Below are 16,502 nucleotides of genomic sequence, written 5' to 3' on the forward strand. Positions count from 1 at the left end.
AGTAACCGCACGTCCGAATATGGCATATGACGGCCCGGCTGGCCGGGGGAAGGGGAGTCGCACAATGATTCACATCATTCAGAACGATGCCGAAGTGCCGCCGGGATTGGTAACGGTTGAATTGGACAGGCTCGGACTGGCCTGGAGGGTTACCCACCCCTACCGGGGCGAGGCCTTGCCCAGCCCGGCCGCCGCTGAGGCGCTGATCGTGATGGGGGGCGCCATGGGAGCCAATGACGACCTGCGGCATCCGTTTCTGTCTGACCTCAAGCAGCTTGTCCGGGCGGTGGTCGGGCAGGGGCGGCCCTATCTGGGGATCTGCCTGGGAGGGCAGCTCCTGGCGGCCGCCCTGGGGGCGCGGGTGGTGTCCAACCGGTGGGAGGAACTGGGGACCCTGGACGTACATCTGACGCCGGAAGGGGGGGCGGATCCCCTCTTTAGCGGCATCGGCGGTACATTCGCCACCTTCCAGTGGCATCACGACAGTTTCGACCTGCCGGATGGGGCGCTGCTGCTGGCCACGAGCCCGGCCTGCCCGCATCAGGCCTTCAGGGTCGGTCAGTGCGCCTGGGGTTTGCAGTTCCACCCGGAGGTGACCGAAGAGATCATCCGCGACTGGTGCGCCTGGGACCCTGAGACGCGCTCCCGGACCGACGAACTGCTGGCGGCCTGGCAGACGCAGGAAGACAGGTACCGGGCGGTAGTGCGGCAGATGATATTCAATTTCTCAGAGGTCGGCAGAATTTGGTCAGATCGGCAGTGACGTTTCGGATTCTGGCTGGGCGGGCACAGAGTCCCGCGGGGCGTAGCGCCAAGGGCATAAACAGCGCTATGTTGCACAAGAGGACTCTGCCGGCCAACGCCGCCATGTTCCGGAAATTCGCCGCCCGCTTAGATGCCAATAATTTCACATCCCGCCCATGGAGCAGCAGCGTAATGCAGCGGAATAAATGGCAGCGTGGCGTTTTCAACAGCACTTCTGCCACGTTTGCCTTACAAGTACCGCCCTAAATGCTATTCAGCAGACAACGCCTGCATGCGGATTATCCGTTCGTCGGCTGTTGTCAGTCCGCGGCGCATGCTTTCTCTGATGTAGTCCATGCCGTTGTAGAAACATTTCAGCATTACCGACAGCAAAAAACGCCCCTTTGGGGTAATCACGGCATTTCTTCCCTTGCCCTCCACTGCGCCCAGGAGACGCAAGGCGTTATACTCCATAAAAGGCTTATGTGAAGGGCACCCCCGAAGACCGAACATCTCGACCATCATCCGGTACTGATGTATGGCGTACTGACCGAAGGTAACGCTCTTTGTGGCGGAGGTCATACCCGCCGAAACCCTGTCGCCGTACTGTTTCAGCGAGAAAGAGTTGGCATAGAGCGTGCCGTTCAGAAAACTGAACGCCCCCGAACCAAGCCCCACATATTCCTCATGATCCACCACATATTCGTCGATGTTCGTACCCGTGCTGTGCGCGAAGGCCCATGACGTTCGCTGGACATAGGGCGAGCCCATCATCTGCGTGATAAGCCGGTAATGCGCCGCCTCGCTGTCGTATCCCGCCTTGCCGAACTTCCGCCCGAATGTATGCCCCGCAAAAGGTGCGTACATCAACGGATAGCAGGTCACCTGCCGGGGATTGAGCTTCCGCACCGTGGCAATATCCTCCGCAAGCTCGTTCGGTGTCTGCCCGGGAAAATTGAACATCATATCCACATTCACCACGGGGAAGAGCTTCAAGATCTCCTCGACCTTGGCATACTGCTCATCGCCGCTGCCGAATTTCAGTCTGCGGCCGATACGCTCCAGATATGTGTCGTTAAAGGTTTGTATTCCCACGGAAAGCCTGTTCACGCGTCCCACGGTATGCTCGAGGTTTTCAGGGTCGATGTGGTTGGGGTCCGTCTCAACGGACACCTCGTCGGCGCCGAAAAGCTCCTTTGCGAGATCGATGGTCTTTGCAAGCTCTTTGGGAATGATGGTTGTGGTGCCGCCACCGAAACATACCGAGGTGAACCTGTAGCCCAGGTCCGCCGCCATGCGCATTTCACGTCGCAGAAGCTTGAAGTAGTTTACCGCGGTTTCCTCGTGGAATCTGAACCGGTGGAACGAACAGTAGGGACAAAGGGTTATGCAGAAGGGAATGTGCAGGTACAGCATGTACTGCCTGCCAACCAGAGGCTTCGGCAGCGACGTGATCGTGTAGTCATCGGAAAAGCGCAGGTAATGCTTCACCGCCCGTTTCATAACCTGCCGGACGAGCTTTGCCGAATAGTCCCACTCGATGGAACCTGTATCTGCCGAAAGGTCAACATTCGGGGTACTGGGAGGATGCAGCAGAATCAGATCGTCCATGGTGAGGGCCGTTCTTGCCGTATCAGAGACAGGAAGGTTTTTATGCCGGATCACTATAGCACCGGATTATCCAAACACAACTAAAAAGCTTTCACGTTGTTTGCGGATATGATTGTGATGCTCTGTTGCTTCCATTCAGGCGGCGGGAGCCTGACCCACGCCGCGTTGGAAGATGGCGTCAGAGGCTTCAGGGGTGACGTGATGGTGCCGGGACCCGGCCGCAGAAAAAGGGAGTGCCGCCGGCCTGGTGACCGAGGAACCGGGCCGGCTCGGACGGGTCTGAACACTGGTCCAACCCTGTCGCGGCGATTCCTTACTGGAGCTTACGGAGATGAAGGCTCTGATCGTGGTGTGGGGCACCATGGGTGCCAACGACAATCTGCGGCCTCGGTTTCTGATGCTTCTCAAGGATATCGCATCCACGAGGCGACCGGGGCGAGGCGTGCCCTGCGGGGAATCTGCCTTTGGGGCAGCTCTGACGGCCGCCCTGGGGGGATGATATTCAATTTCTCAGAGCCGGTAGAATGCGGTGAAGTTTCGGGTTCTGCAAGGTGGCAAAGAGTCCCGCGGAGGCGTAGCGCCCGAGGGGCAGCAGCGCTACGTCTCACAAGAAGACTCAGCAGGCCAACGCCGCCAGGTTCCGGAAAATCGCCGCCCTCTACGGCCGCCACAGATACATGAAGCGGCTGTTCGAGAGCAGGTCCACGCCGCCGCCGAAGACCTCGGCCAACCCTTCCTTCGCCTCGGAGCCGGCATAAATGCTCCCCTTGTAGTTGCCGGGACGGTAGTAGCTGACCACCCGAGCGTCCTGGTCGCCAATCGTTGTCTTCAGGTCGGCGATCACGTCGTCCAGGTAGCCGGTCCGGTCGATCAGCCGCGCCTCCAGCGCCTGCCGGGCAGTGTAGATGCGGCCATCCGCCAGCTTGACCAGTTCATCCCGCGACAGTTTGTTGCCGGGGCGCGCCATGATCACCTCCAGGAAGCGCCCGTAAAGCTGATCGATGATCTCCTGCCCCAGTCTGACCTCTTCGGGGGTGGCCCGGCGGAAAGGGGACATGATATCCTTCTTGTCGCCCGATTTGACCGTTTGCTCCTCGATCCCGATCTTGCCCATCAGTCCCTCGACGTTGAACTTCATCATGATCACGCCGATGCTGCCGACTATGGCAGTGGGGTGGGCAACAATTTCGTCGGCCGCGGCAGCGATGTAGTATCCCCCGGAAGCACCGGTGCTCATGATGCAGGCCTTGACCGGCAGATGGGTCCGTTGCCTGAAGACGCCGATATCGTGATGGATGATGTCGCTGGCAGTCACCGTGCCGCCGGGAGAGTTGATCCGCAGGATCACTCCCGCCAGATCCTTATCCTGTTCCGCCTTCTGGAGCGATTCCCGGATCATCGACACCATCGAAGGGGTCGCCCGCCCCAGCAGTCCGCCCGATTTTTCCAGTTCCGAGATCGTGCCGCTGATATCCAGCATCAGGATCTTTTTGCGCCCTTTTCCTTCCAGGACCTGTTCTTCCAACGGCTGGGGGGGCGGGACCAGCGGCACGTTCACGAAGGCGCAACCTGCCAGCGACGTTGCCAGCACCATCCAGACGATTGCGGATACGGCCTTTCTCATAGCGACTCCTTTTTACAGTGTAATCATGGAAAATCGGCGTGGTGGCAGGGCATACTCCCCGCGCATGACGGGGACAGGGAGCGCAGATACTCGGCAATGATGGGCCCATCCGCTTCGGCCCAGTCCACGCTGTGCAGCGCTTGCGGGAGCAACCAGGCAATGGCGGCATGTTCGTGCAGGATCATTTCTCCGGCCGAGATGGCGCAGATGAAGGGGTAGAGTGTGACGGTGAAATCGGGATAGCTGTGTGTCGTCGCTGTCAGCGGGGCCACGATTGCGACTTCGAGGCCCAGTTCCTCCCGTACTTCCCGCTCCAGGCATTCCTGTGGATTTTCGCCCGGATCGAGCTTGCCGCCGGGAAACTCCCACTTGAGCGGCATGCTCATCGTGGCGCTACGCTGGGCTGCCAGCACCAGTCCGTCGCGCTCGATGATGGCGCAGGCAACGTGGATATGCTTGTGGTGCGATTCGCTGGAAACGGTCTGCATGAGCCGGTTACTGTCCCACTTCGGCTATGGCCGCCTTGACGGACGAAAAGTTTATGTCGCGGTCTCCGACCAGCAGCTTGGTCTTCTTGGTGCGGGCATTGGTCACCACGGCCGTAGGGGTGGAGGTGACATTGTAGCCCCGGTACACCATCAGGTTGAACTGCATGCCATAGAGGGTGTCGGCGTTATTGAGCGGCTGCAGTTTTACGCCAAGCGGCGCAACTGCGGCCTGTACCTCTGCCTCGGAGGGGGCCTTTGTCCTCAGCGCCAAGTTGGCCAGGACTGCGCGCAGGCTGAGGTATTTGTCCTTTTCGTGGGCCAGGAACTGAACGTTATACGGTGTGAAATTGAGCGACTCCTTGTGGATCGGGAAATCAACAAAGCCTACCCTGACCGTTTTCGCCAGCTCCGGCACCATCTTTTCCATGGCCGGTTCGAGATTCCTGCAGGCCGGGCAGAACCAGTCGCTGACGAAATAGACCGTGGTCTGACTGGAGTTCTTGCCGAGGAACAGGTTCAGCTCGGCGGCATCGGCCTGTTTTCCGACTCCCAGCATGGCTCCCCCCAGGCCCAGGGTGAAGCAGACAACGGCAATGAGACAGTAGACGACTTTCGATTTCATAGGCGCTCCTTGTTCGGTGTAGCTGCGGAACCGCTCCCAGGTAATGGCGCCGCAGTTCAGAAAGACAGCCGCGGCGATCCCCAGGCAGATCGGACACCACTGCCCGATTTCATATTTCTGGATCCAGATGAAGTGCGTCTCCGCACCGGCAGAAGCAAACAGCAGCATGGCCGCCGACCAGGCACACCACCGCCAGCGGCGCCGCAGGGCGATCGCTTCGGCCAGCACCGCGAAATAAGCGATGCCGAACCAGCCGAAATTCAGCCCGAAAATGCGATACTGGCCGGTAAGGCTGCACGCGTCGCAGATCTTGAGCAACGATACGACCGACAGCGCCAGTCCGGTCAGTGTGGCGAGCCAGATCAGCACAGTCGGCGCTTGGGGGGCATGAAGACGGTTCTGTTGTAGAGTCATCCGATTCTCACGGTGGGGCGGTTCCCGGGCTGCCTGTCGATGTGCAGCCTGTCAGACAGTATACCAGAAGTTGCCCCCGAAAATTCTAATAATAGCGTGTCTTCCTGTGCGAAAAAAGCAGAAATCCGTTGTGCCGTTTCCGCTCGCGGGAGTGTCCGAGAACATCGGGAGCAGTTGACCTGCCTGGCCCGCCGAAAGGAGTGGGCCGGGCTCCATGATGTAACGTAACGGGGGCAACTCCCGGCTCTATTTTTCCGGTGTGGAAATTCCGTATTTCTCCATCCGGTAGAGTAGCGTGTGCCGGGGGATACGCAGAAACCGCGCGGCTGCGGCCTGGTTCCAGTGATTGCGCTCCAGGGCCTGTACCACGGCCTCGCGCTCCAGTTGCTCAAGCGGATATCCGTCCTCCGGCAGATTGAGCACGCCGCCTGCGTCACCAGCCGGTGGCGCGGCCTGCGCGCCCTTGATCTTTTCCGGCAGGTCGTCCGTCATGATGGTGTCGTTGTTGCGCATGATCAGCAGGCGTTCCACCGTGTTTTCCAACTCGCGGACATTGCCGGGCCAGCCGTAGGTTGTCAAGAGCGCCAGGGCGGACTTGTCGAAGGCTACCTGTCCGGCGCCATGTTTCCCGCAGAAATACCTGAGCAGCAGCGGGATGTCGTCCCGACGATCCCTGAGCGGCGGCAGATGGATCGGGATCACGGCCAGGCGGTAGTAGAGGTCTTCGCGGAAGGCCCCGGAGGCCAGGGCCGTCTCCATGTCCAGGTTGGTGGCAGCCACCAGCCGTACATCGATCTTGTGCGCCTCCGCTCCTCCCACCGGTTCCACCACCCGTTCCTGCAAGGCACGCAGCAGCTTGGGCTGCAGTTCCACCGGCAAGTCCCCCACCTCGTCCAGAAAGAGCGTGCCGCCGTCGGCCATCTGGAATTTGCCGGTCTTGTCCCTGACCGCGCCGGTGAAGGCACCTTTGACATGGCCGAACAGCTCGCTCTCCAGCAGGTCCCGCGGTATGGCCGCGCAGTTGATGGCAACGAACGGTCCGGCGCTGCGGCTGCTGTGGGCGTGGAGCGAGCGGGCCACCAGTTCCTTGCCGGTGCCCGATTCACCGGTGATCAGCACCGAGGCGTCGCTGTCGGCCACTTTGCGCACCACCCGAAAGACCTTCTCCATGGCAGGGGAGGAGCCGACAATGGTGCGGAAGTCGCTTCTCTCCGTCAATTCACTTTTAAGCCGCTTGTTCTCTTCGGTCAGGCCGGTGAACTGCAGCGCCTTGGCCACGGTCAGGCGCAACTCGTCACGGTTGAACGGTTTGGTGATGTAGTCGTAGGCCCCCAGTTTCATCGCCTCCACCGCCACGTCCACGGTGCCGAAGGCGGTGATGATGATCACCAGCGTTTCAGCAAAGCGCTCCTTGACGGCGGATAACACCTGCAGTCCACTCATGCCGGGCATCTTCATGTCGGTGATCACCAGCGCCGGCCGGAATTCTCCGCACAGGTACAGCCCCTCCTCACCGGAGGCGGCCGCCCGGACCTCGTAGCCCTCGGCCTGGAGGTTGTACTCCAGCACCCGCCTGAGCGAGGTGTCGTCGTCGATGATGAGGATCCTGGATTTCATGGCGTTTCCTCCCACACCGGCAGGCTGACCACCACCGTGGTGCCTCGCCCTGCCTCGCTTGCCACCTCCAGCGTGCCGCCGTGCCCCTCCACGATCTTTTTCGTGATCGCCAGCCCCAGACCGGTGCCGTCCGGTTTGGTGGTGAAGAAGGGCTCGAAGATCCGTTCCCGTGCCTCGGGTGTTATGCCGGCGCCGCTGTCCCTGAAGCCGATCTCCCAGGCCGGTCCCGCCGGTTGGGCGCTGATCTCCACGCTGCCGCCGGGTGGGGTGGCCTGCAGGGCGTTGATGACGATGTTCAGGAAGGCCTGGCGCAGCTTTTCTCCGTCGCCCCTGACAGCCGCATCGGCGGGAACGGGCTGCAGATCGAGCCGGATGCCCCGCTCGCGGGCATCGGTGGCCACCAGGGCCGCAATGGTTTCCAGCTCCTCGCGCAGGGCGCAGCGCCGGATTTCTCCCGGCTGGGGCCGGGCCATGCGCAGAAAGTCCTCCACCACCCGGTTGAGCCGTTCGGTTTCCTTGATCTGGATCTCGATGAATTCGAACTTGGGGTTGCCCGGCTTGTAGTCGTCCCTGAGGATCTCGGCTGTGCCGCGGATCGAGCCGAGCGGGTTCCTGATCTCGTGGGCCAGCACCGCGGCCATTTCTCCCAGGGTAGAGAGCTTCTCAGCACGGCGCAGATGCTCTTCCACGGCAATGATCCGCTCCGATTGCCGCTGCAGGGTGCGATAGGACTCCTCCAGCCCCGCGGCGGTCCGCTCCAGTTCCCGGCTGCGCTCGCGCTCCCGCTGGGCCAGCCAGCCGGTCACGCCACCCACTATGTTGTACAGTACGATTTCGAGGTACTTCTCCATATCCACCGTCAGGAGTCCTCCCCACTGGAAGAGCACATGCGGTACATAGACCACGCTGACGAAGATCGAACAGGCCAGGCCGCCGCGAAACCCGAACCAGAAGGCGGCCAGTATGATCGGCAGGTAATAGAGCCGTTGAAAGATGTCGTGCAGGTAGTGCAGGTGCAGCGGGGTCAGGTAGTGCAGCAGGCTGATGGCGAGGATCGAGAGACCCAGAAGGGCGATGCGGATGATGGACGATTTCATGGGCCATTTATAACGCAATGGGATAAAGATTCAAACAGAAACTGAGAGGGACGGGGCTGCGGACGTGAAAAATCCTTTAGGGCCAGAGAGGAGGTAGTGGTGGGATGGGGAAGGACAGGTGTCACACCCGGCACTATCTGACGGCGGAAGGCATGCCGGCTGTCGGCAGGGGGCTGCCGACGGTCGGCAGCCCCGATGGAATCGATAGACGGGATTGAAACCGCTCAGGCAGTTGATGTCACCCCCGCATGAGCCGGGATTCCACCACCTGCCAGTCCACGTTCCGGAAGAAGGCCTCGATGTAATCGGCCCGTTTCAGCTGATAGTCGAGCATGAAGGCGTGTTCGAAGACGTCCATCACCAGGAGGGGAATACAGCCGGCCGGGTGTCCCTTGTCATGTTCGTCTATCCAACAGTTGCCGAGCTTCCCGGTAACGTTGTCCTGGTACAGCACGGCCCAGCCGATGCCCCGCATGGCCCCCACACCTTTGAAGTCCTTCAGCCAGGCGTCGATGCTGCCGAACTCCGCGATCTTTTTCTGCGCAAGCTTGCCGCCGGTATCGACCGAACCGTTGCCCCCCAGGTTTTCGAAATAGAGTTCATGCAGACGCATGCCGTTGAACTCCCAGCCCAGGCGTCTCTTCAGCTCTGCAAACTCCGGGGTGGCGGCCTTGTCTTCCTTCAGTAGGGCGGTAAGGGCATCGCACAGCTTGTTCGTGTTGGTCACATAGCCCTGGTACAGGGTGAAGTGATTGTTCAGCAGCGCCTCGCTGAAGCCGGCCATGCCCTTCAACCGGCTGTAGTCCTTGGCCGAATAGCTCATGAAAATGCCTCCTTCGCGTCGAGTGAACTGATGATTAAAAGGCTATCACAGAGTATGCCGGTTGCAACCGGCGTCGGGCCCGCTTACCGCCCCTTACCCTGTCTGCGCACGCGGCGTCCGGCGCGTTTCCGCCTCAGCCATTTTTCCGCTTCGACCGCAAGAAAGACCGTTGAGGAGAGCGCCAGGGCCAGCAGCAGGTCCGGCAGCGGCAGGGGCTGGGTTCTGAAGATCCGGTTCAGAAAGGGGGTGTAGATCAGTGCCAGTTGCAGGACCACGGTCAGCAGCACGGCACCCGCAAGCGGCCTGTTCGTCAGAAGCCCCTGCCTGAAGAGGGAATCGCGTTCTGAGCGGATGGCCAGGGAGTGGGCCATCTGGCTCAGGCACAGGACGGTAAATACCATGGTCTGCCAGTGGGGCTTGCCCTGCCTGATGGCCCAGCCCTGGGTAAGGAGCGAAAGAGAGCCCATCAGCAGTCCGGCCCAGATGATATGTGCGCCCAGCCCGTGTGCGAAAAAGCTCTCCCGGGGCGGCCTGGGGGGGCGTTCCATGATATTCCGCTCAGCCGGTTCCGTTGCGAGGGCAATGCCCGGCAAACCATCGGTCACCAGGTTTATCCACAGCAGGTGGATCGGCAGAAGCGGCAGAGGGAGTCCCAGAAACGGGGCGCACACGATGGTCCAGATCTCTCCCGAGTTGCCGCTCATTACGTATTTCACGAATTTGCGGATATTGTCGAAGATCCGGCGCCCTTCCCGCACTGCGGTGACAATGGTCGCAAAGTTGTCGTCGAGCAGAATCATGTCGGACGCCTCCCTGGCCACGTCGGTGCCGGTCATTCCCATGGCAACCCCGATATCGGCCCGCTTCAGGGCCGGCGCGTCGTTGACGCCGTCGCCGGTCATGGCCACGAAACATCCTCTATCCTGCAGTGCCTTGACGATCTTCAGCTTCTGGGCCGGTTCGACCCGCGCATACACCCGGATTGCCTCCACCTGCCGCTCGAAGTCCTCCAGAGAAAGAGCCACCAGTCCGTTGCCGGTCATGACGGTCCCGTCATCGGCGATCCCGAGCTGGCCGGCTATGTTCCGGGCGGTCAGGGGATGATCGCCGGTGATCATGACGGGAATGATGCCGGCCCGGATGCAGGTTGCCACCGCACCGGCCGCCTCGTCGCGCGGCGGATCGAGCATTCCCGCCAGACCGAGAAAGGTCAGATGCTGCTCGGTCGCGGCCGGATCGATCCGGGCCGGGGGCTCTTGCCACCGGCGCATGGCAATGGCCAGGACGCGGTGTCCCGAGGCGGTCATCCTCTCTGCCGCCTGATCCGCTTCGCGCCTGTCCAGGGGCACTCTGCCGGAGGATGTCAGCATATCCTCGCACCTGGCCAGGACCACTTCCGGAGCCCCTTTTGTGAACGATACCACCTCCCTTCCGCTGCGGTGAAAGGTGGTCATGCACTTGCGTCCGGCATCGAAGGGGAGTTCGGCCACTCGCGGGTAATCCTGCCTGAGAGCGGCCGGTTCGTAACCGAACGAGCGCGCCGCGACATAGAGTGCCACCTCGGTCGGGTCCCCGGCTGGCGCTCCGTCATCCCCCTCCCGGACGTCGTTGCAGAGCGCCATGGCCAGGCACATGTGCTGCAGCGGGGCGGCCGCCCCGTCCGCACCGGGCGCTGTGCCGGTCTTCAGCAGACGATGGCCGGTAAATACCTCGCTGACCGTCATCCGGTTGAAGGTCAGCGTGCCGGTTTTGTCAGTGCAGATATGGGTGACCGATCCGAGCGTCTCAACTGCCGGAAGATTTCTGACCAGGGTGTTCTGCCGTGCCATCTTCCCCGCTCCCAGCGCCAGCGAGATGGTGACCACTGCCGGAAGGGCCTCGGGGATCGCCGCCACTGCCAGGGAAATGGCGGTGAGCAGCATCGTGAAGGGCTGTTCGCCGCGCAGCAGCCCTGCCGTCAGAATGACGAGGCAGGCAAACAGGACAGCCAGGGAGAGCTTTCGCCCAAAGCGGGCGAGGCGTTGCTGCAGTGGTGTTTGGGAGGTCCGCTCCTGCAAGAGCATGCCGGCGATTTTCCCCAGCTCGGTCGCCATGCCGGTGGCGATGGCGATGCCGCTTCCCCTGCCGCTGGCAACGGCAGTGCCCCGGTAGGCCAGGTTGTGCCGGTCACCGAGCGGCAGGACATCGCTGCTGCATATCTCCGCAGATTTTTCCGCGGGTGTGGACTCTCCGGTCAGGGCCGCTTCCTCGATCCTGAGGAGTGTGGCATCGATCAGGCGCAGATCCGCAGGAACCACATTGCCGGCCTGGAGTACAACCACGTCACCCGGAACAATATGGTCGGCGGGGATTGTCACCTGCCTGCCGTCCCTGATCACCTCGGCCGTGGCAGAGCCCATCTTTCTGAGCGCCTCCATGGTCCGTTCGGCCCGGTATTCCTGTACAAAACCGACGATGCCGTTCAGGAGCACGATCGCCATGATGACCAGCGTGTCGGTGACCTCTCCCATTGCGCCGGCAACCAGTGCCGCAGCGATCAGCACCAGGATCATGAAGTCTGTGAATTGGCTGAGAAACAGCAACGGGAGCGACTTTTGCCGCTCCCGCTCGATTACGTTCGGCCCGATGGCCTCCAGGCGTTTCTCCGCCTCCGACGATGCAAGACCGTCCGGCGACGAGTCCAGTGTGGCGCAGACCGTCTCTATGTCCAGCCGGTACCAGTCCATGTCATGCCCCGGAGCAGCGCGTTTCCGGTTTCAGTCAGAAGATCAGGCCCAGTTGACCACCGAGAGCACCAGTCCGAAGAGCAGGGCCCACCAGAAGCCTGCCACCGTGAAGCCGGAAACCACGGCGCCGGTCAGCATGACCAGCAGGGCGTTGATGACCAGGGTGAAGAGGCCGAGGGTCAGGATGTTGATGGGCAGGGTGAGGAGCAGCAGCACCGGTTTTATGAAGGTATTGGCCAGCCCCAGAACCAGTGCGGCAATAAGCGCGGCCATGAAGCCCGACAGTCTGACGCCCGGGAGCAGGTAGGCGGTGATGATGATGGCAATGGCCGAAACCAGCCAACTGACCAGAAATCGCATCTTGTATTCTCCTTCACGGGTGATTGCTTCTATAAGAGTTTACCAAGCATGCCTCAGGAAATACAATACCCGCGCAGCTCCCTCCGCAAGATTACGTGGGGAGCAGGCGTTTGAAGAGCACCAGGTAATCGCTTTCCGCGCTGGTGGTCTCCTGGTCGCTCATGTCCGGCAGGATGACGGTGTAGTTATAGCCCGTGCCCTTGAAGACCTCGTCCGGAATCGCCGGTTTCATGGCATGGCCGATGCCGGCCAGAACCACGACGGTTCGATGGGGGTTGCTACCGAGATACCGCTTGAGGTGAAATCCCATGCTCTTGTTCCACAGCATCTGCGCCTCGCAGAAGTAGGTGAAAGACCTGTCGCTGCCGGGGTGCATCTGATAGGCCTTCCTGATGAAGTCCATATAGGGGGGATCCACCATGCAGACCACCTCCGGGAGCTGACCTCGCTCTCCGGGGCTCAGGGCGGCAAAACCGCGTCGCGCAACCTTGCGGGTTATCTCCGGCGGGACATTGAGGCCGATCAGGGGAATCCGGTTGTCCCTGGCATACAGGAGGATGTCTCTGTACAGGTGCCATGGCAGATGCCACTGGCTAGAATAGAATTTGATGAAGTCGTCCAGCCGGGAATTACCGGCCACCCACCGGTCGAGTTCGGCCTGGCTCGTTGCCGTGAACATTTCCATGCCGATCTCCAGAGGCACTCCGGAGTTGTGGAGTTTTTTGATCACCGCCAGCTGGGCCTGGTGGGAATCTTTCCGGTCGTGATTCTCGCCCACGAAGACCAGCCGGGAGTTCCTGATTTCCGCTACCATGCGGTCCAGGTCAATCACCTGACGGTCGCTGAGCCGCAGCGCTTCCATCGTCCCTGTGAAGCGGAAATACCCGACCAGGGCCAGGAGGATGAGGATGATCAGGATCGGCAGGCGCAATCGCTTTTTCATGGCACCGGCTCCTGGGGGAATTCCGCCGAACTGGCACCGGCCGGAGCCGGAAGCGTGCCCTTGAGGCGGTTTTCCGCGCCCGTGAAGGCTACATAGCTGTACCGGCCATAGTGGCCGATTTTCAGGAGATATCGTGCGGCAGCCTCCTCCGATAGAGGCAGGAAAAGGGCCGCAACCTTACCGTTGCCGGTGCGGGAGGGGGTGACCAGGAACAGCAGACTGCTCGGGTCGCGGCTTGCCGATCCGTCCACGGCAAATCCCTGTGGCGAGTAGGATATGTTCTCGGGCGGCTTCGGGGCGTTTCCCCGCTGCGGTACCCCGCAAAACAGGAGATCCCGGTGGTCGCTGGCACTACTCAGCTCCCGCTCGTCGATCAGCGGTGCCTCGCCTTGTCCGAGGGATTTCAGCAGCAGCCTGACGGTTTCCCTGCTGGCACGGCAGTTTTCGGTGATGACGGCCGTCAGGGTGCGGGAGCCCTTGATGCTGTTGACGGTGGGGGGCAGCTCCCCGGGGGAGAGCAGGCGAAACAGGTTCAGGTCCGGATCAAGGGCCAGCCGAGCCGGTTGGGTGGGGCTGGAAAAGCTGAAGGGGGTCCGGACACCGGTCAGGGGTATGGTGTATTCCATCGTTCCCCCGGCAGTTTCCAGGCGCACCGGCAGGGACAGCTCATACGGCGGCGCCTCCTGGACGATCGTGCCGGAAACCCGCCATGTACCGTTTTCCCGCTGCCGCTTCACATCGGCCAGGGTTAGACGCGGACCTTCGGGACGCACGAGCCATTGCCGCATGAACGGGAGCAGGTCCTTGTCGGCGCGCCGTGAAAAGGCGCGTCCGAAGTCCTCCCAGGTGGCGGTGCGGTAGAGCCTGTCCCGGCAGAGATCGGCCAGGGCTCCGAAAAATGCCTGATCTCCCACTGCACGCCTCAGCATGTGGAAAACCATGGCCCCCTTCTGGTAGCCGATGGCGCGGGAGGTCGGATCGACGCGTCCGGAGAATTCCCGCAGCGGGAAATCCCTGTCAGGAGGGACCAGGCTGGCATAGTCGGCCAGGTCTTGAAACCGGGCTTCCCGCCCTTCACTGGGCGATGCCCGTTCCTTGAGCAGGTAGTCGGCTAGGTAGGTTGTCAGCGCTTCGGACCAGTTACCGTCGTGAGAATCGGGAAGCACGCCGTTGCCCCACCAGTTGTGGACGATCTCGTGGGGCAGGCTGGTGTCGATGATGAACGGCAGGCGGATCACGGCGCTCCCCAGCAGGGTGTAGGAGGCGAAGCCGTAGCCGGTGGGAAAGAAATTCTCCACCACCGCGAACTTCTCGAAGGGGTAGGGGCCGATCAGCTCGCTGTAGAAACGGATATGGCGGGCGGCGGCATCCAGGTAGCGGGGCGCCAGCGAGGCGTTGCCGGGATAGAGATAAGTATAGATGGGAATGTCGCCGAGCATGCGTTCCGCGACCTGATACGGGCCGGCGGAAAGGGAGAGGCTGGCCGTGGGATGCTCTTCCGTCCAGGTGGAGCGGGTGACTCCCGACGACGTTATGCGGCTGTCCCGTCTTCCGGCCGTAACCGCCTCGATCCCGGCCGGGGCCTCGATGCTGGTTGTCCTGTGCCCGGGAGGGGTGGGGAGCAGTGGGTACCAGCCCGCATCGCTCCCCAGATACACCCCCCGTCCGGTGATCGTTGCGCTGACTCCGAAGGTGGGGTCTTCGTCGTTGAGGGGGCGGTCGGGCACCGGGTCGTCGAAGATTGCCCGGTAGTTCACCGCCACGGTAAGCGTACCGCCACTCCTGTCAGTGGGAAGCGGGATGGCAAGTACCCCTCCGGTAAAGGTGAAAGGCACTGTTTGACCTGCAATCGCGACCCGTTCCACGGTGGCGCCGGGAGAGAGTCTCAAGGTCAGGCGCTTGGCACCGGCTGCCAGTGTGAGTCTGCTTTCCCCCTTGAGCAGGTGCAGCCCTGGTTCGAGCCTCACGGCGGTTTCCTGTCGTTCCACCGTGGTCTCGTGCGCGACGGCGCAGGAGGAGAGGGTGATCGACTGGATCACAAGCCAGAGCAGTATCTGTAGCGCGCGTATCAGCATCCGTATCGGTTTCCGTAGCATCCGCCGGAGAGCGAGTTCCTGCGGAGGTCATGTTCGGGCCATCGGGCGACAGTGGACAGGATACTCCGTTACTGCCAAGTGTATTTCATTCCATTTACAAATCAATCGCTTTCTCTGTTGCCGGTCGTATGGAGCTTACGGCCGGCTCCGCTTGGCGGGCCGCGAGATGCTGCCGGACGGGAAGAGAGGGGCCGGCATCACGATCTCCCCTTTTTGTGGTAAATTTGTATTGACAGTAAAACAAAAGCCGTGTTAAACAATAGGTCTTGCAAGACGGGGAGGGGTGAATCCCCGAAAACCGCGGCTTCGCAAGAAACATATTCCCCAATAGCTCAGTCGGTAGAGCAGGTGACTGTTAATCACCTTGTCCCTGGTTCGAGTCCGGGTTGGGGAGCCAGAAATGACAATGGCCGTTTCTCACACGAGAAACGGCCATTTTTATTTTTACCTTTCTGAATATCCGGCAGCGTATCAGCCGGCTGGTGTCTTCTTCGCTTCATCCGCATACCCGGTACATCCATCTTTCTTCATACGGCCTCAGTATCCTCCGAATATCGGCCCTGCATCAAACCTGCGTTTCCAGTCGTCGTATCCAATGACGTAATTATAGCCGCAAACGGTGGACAACTGCCGTCCCGCGAGGTAGTCGCGTATGCGTCCGCCTCCCGCGACGGTTTGGTCGGCCGGTCCGAAGGGGTTGTACTTCATACCGTCGCCATCCAGGAAAACATAGTCACAGATGAACAGCACATCCTCAAAGATATAGAAGGTGAAACCGGGGGTGTGACCGCCGACGTGGAAGGCTTGCAAACCGTTATGGAGGAAGTTTTCTTCAAAGGTGACATCAAAGGGAAAGGGACGGCAGATTTCATGGACTGAGTCGTTATGGTGGATGCCCACTGTGGCGGCAAAATGTTCCCGATAGAGATTGGAGGCGCCCAGGAAATGATGGTGGGTGAAGAAGATCGCATCCGCACGCTTTACGGAGCTGTCAAAGGATGAAGGACAGTCCACCCAGCAGGGGCCGCGATCGGTCTCGATATGGTAGGCGGCGTGCTCAAGGCCCAGCGCCGGGTGGGAGTTCAGCCTGGTCACTTTTTCGTTCACCGGTGTCCCTGCCACCCGGTAGCGGGCAGAGCATTCCTCACTGGTGATGAAATGGCTGCTTGCGGCACCGCAGAAGGGGCAGTGGTCAGGATGAAAGCCGATCAGGTTGAACCCGCAGACCAGGCAGACATGCTGCTCGACGTTCATATGAGCTCCGCACCAGAAAGGTTGTTGAAAAACGGGCATCTCGCCGCCGTCCTCGTCAGCCCACTTGTGACTTCGGCCTGCGG

General features: G+C 61.1%; 14 protein-coding genes and 1 tRNA gene. 3 read left to right on the top strand and 12 right to left on the bottom strand.

Annotated features, from left to right (window positions below):
• Window positions 1–64: 64 nt before the first annotated feature.
• The gene (locus GSVR_RS04010) at window positions 65–763 is read left to right on the top strand and encodes a type 1 glutamine amidotransferase (protein WP_173196280.1); all 699 of its coding nucleotides are present in this window, start codon (window positions 65–67) and stop codon (window positions 761–763) included.
• A 251-nt stretch (window positions 764–1,014) separates the two neighbouring features.
• Here GSVR_RS04010 and GSVR_RS04015 read toward each other — a convergent pair whose 3' ends face one another.
• Entirely contained in the window at window positions 1,015–2,355 is a 1,341-nt protein-coding gene (locus tag GSVR_RS04015; protein WP_173196278.1) for a coproporphyrinogen III oxidase family protein, read from the bottom strand.
• 331 nt (window positions 2,356–2,686) lie between these two features.
• Between GSVR_RS04015 and GSVR_RS04020 the strand changes: the two genes are divergently transcribed.
• Entirely contained in the window at window positions 2,687–2,854 is a 168-nt protein-coding gene (locus tag GSVR_RS04020) for a hypothetical protein (RefSeq protein ID WP_173196276.1), read from the top strand.
• Window positions 2,855–3,013: 159 nt separating this feature from the next.
• Here GSVR_RS04020 and sppA read toward each other — a convergent pair whose 3' ends face one another.
• The 10 genes from sppA to GSVR_RS04070 all read right to left on the bottom strand — a co-directional run bounded on the left by sppA (window position 3,014) and on the right by GSVR_RS04070 (window position 15,144).
• Complete coding sequence (sppA, locus tag GSVR_RS04025) at window positions 3,014–3,979, bottom strand: signal peptide peptidase SppA (RefSeq protein WP_173196274.1); 966 nt, start codon at window positions 3,977–3,979, stop codon at window positions 3,014–3,016.
• A gap of 23 nt (window positions 3,980–4,002) precedes the next feature.
• The gene (locus tag GSVR_RS04030; protein ID WP_173196272.1) at window positions 4,003–4,467 is read right to left on the bottom strand and encodes a (deoxy)nucleoside triphosphate pyrophosphohydrolase; all 465 of its coding nucleotides are present in this window, start codon (window positions 4,465–4,467) and stop codon (window positions 4,003–4,005) included.
• A gap of 7 nt (window positions 4,468–4,474) precedes the next feature.
• The gene (locus GSVR_RS04035) at window positions 4,475–5,503 is read right to left on the bottom strand and encodes a vitamin K epoxide reductase family protein (protein ID WP_173196270.1); all 1,029 of its coding nucleotides are present in this window, start codon (window positions 5,501–5,503) and stop codon (window positions 4,475–4,477) included.
• Window positions 5,504–5,749: 246 nt separating this feature from the next.
• On the bottom strand, window positions 5,750–7,120 hold the full coding sequence (locus tag GSVR_RS04040) for a sigma-54 dependent transcriptional regulator (protein WP_173196269.1): 1,371 nt from the start codon (window positions 7,118–7,120) through the stop codon (window positions 5,750–5,752).
• Window positions 7,117–8,217: a nitrogen regulation protein NR(II) gene (locus GSVR_RS04045; protein ID WP_173196267.1), complete on the bottom strand. Its 1,101-nt coding sequence runs from the start codon at window positions 8,215–8,217 to the stop codon at window positions 7,117–7,119. Before GSVR_RS04045 ends, GSVR_RS04040 begins: the two co-directional genes overlap by 4 nt.
• A gap of 238 nt (window positions 8,218–8,455) precedes the next feature.
• A complete protein-coding gene (locus GSVR_RS04050) occupies window positions 8,456–9,040 on the bottom strand; it encodes a superoxide dismutase (RefSeq protein ID WP_173196265.1) in 585 nt (194 codons plus the stop codon).
• Between the two features lie 83 nt (window positions 9,041–9,123).
• A complete protein-coding gene (locus GSVR_RS04055) occupies window positions 9,124–11,766 on the bottom strand; it encodes a cation-translocating P-type ATPase (protein ID WP_173196263.1) in 2,643 nt (880 codons plus the stop codon).
• A gap of 42 nt (window positions 11,767–11,808) precedes the next feature.
• Complete coding sequence (locus GSVR_RS04060; protein WP_173196261.1) at window positions 11,809–12,126, bottom strand: phage holin family protein; 318 nt, start codon at window positions 12,124–12,126, stop codon at window positions 11,809–11,811.
• Window positions 12,127–12,217: 91 nt separating this feature from the next.
• Window positions 12,218–13,069 (bottom strand): ChaN family lipoprotein, encoded by an 852-nt coding sequence (locus GSVR_RS04065; RefSeq protein ID WP_173196259.1) that lies wholly within the window; start codon window positions 13,067–13,069, stop codon window positions 12,218–12,220.
• Window positions 13,066–15,144 (bottom strand): M1 family metallopeptidase, encoded by a 2,079-nt coding sequence (locus tag GSVR_RS04070; RefSeq protein ID WP_173196257.1) that lies wholly within the window; start codon window positions 15,142–15,144, stop codon window positions 13,066–13,068. The genes GSVR_RS04065 and GSVR_RS04070 overlap by 4 nt, the downstream gene beginning before the upstream one ends.
• A 342-nt stretch (window positions 15,145–15,486) precedes the next feature.
• Here GSVR_RS04070 and GSVR_RS04075 point away from each other — a divergent pair.
• Window positions 15,487–15,562, top strand: a tRNA-Asn gene (locus GSVR_RS04075).
• A 140-nt stretch (window positions 15,563–15,702) separates the two neighbouring features.
• Here GSVR_RS04075 and GSVR_RS04080 read toward each other — a convergent pair.
• On the bottom strand, window positions 15,703–16,419 hold the full coding sequence (locus GSVR_RS04080; RefSeq protein WP_173196256.1) for an MBL fold metallo-hydrolase: 717 nt from the start codon (window positions 16,417–16,419) through the stop codon (window positions 15,703–15,705).
• Between the last annotated feature and the right edge of the window lie 83 nt (window positions 16,420–16,502).

The organism is Geobacter sp. SVR (assembly GCF_016865365.1).
Taxonomy (GTDB): domain Bacteria; phylum Desulfobacterota; class Desulfuromonadia; order Geobacterales; family Pseudopelobacteraceae; genus Pelotalea.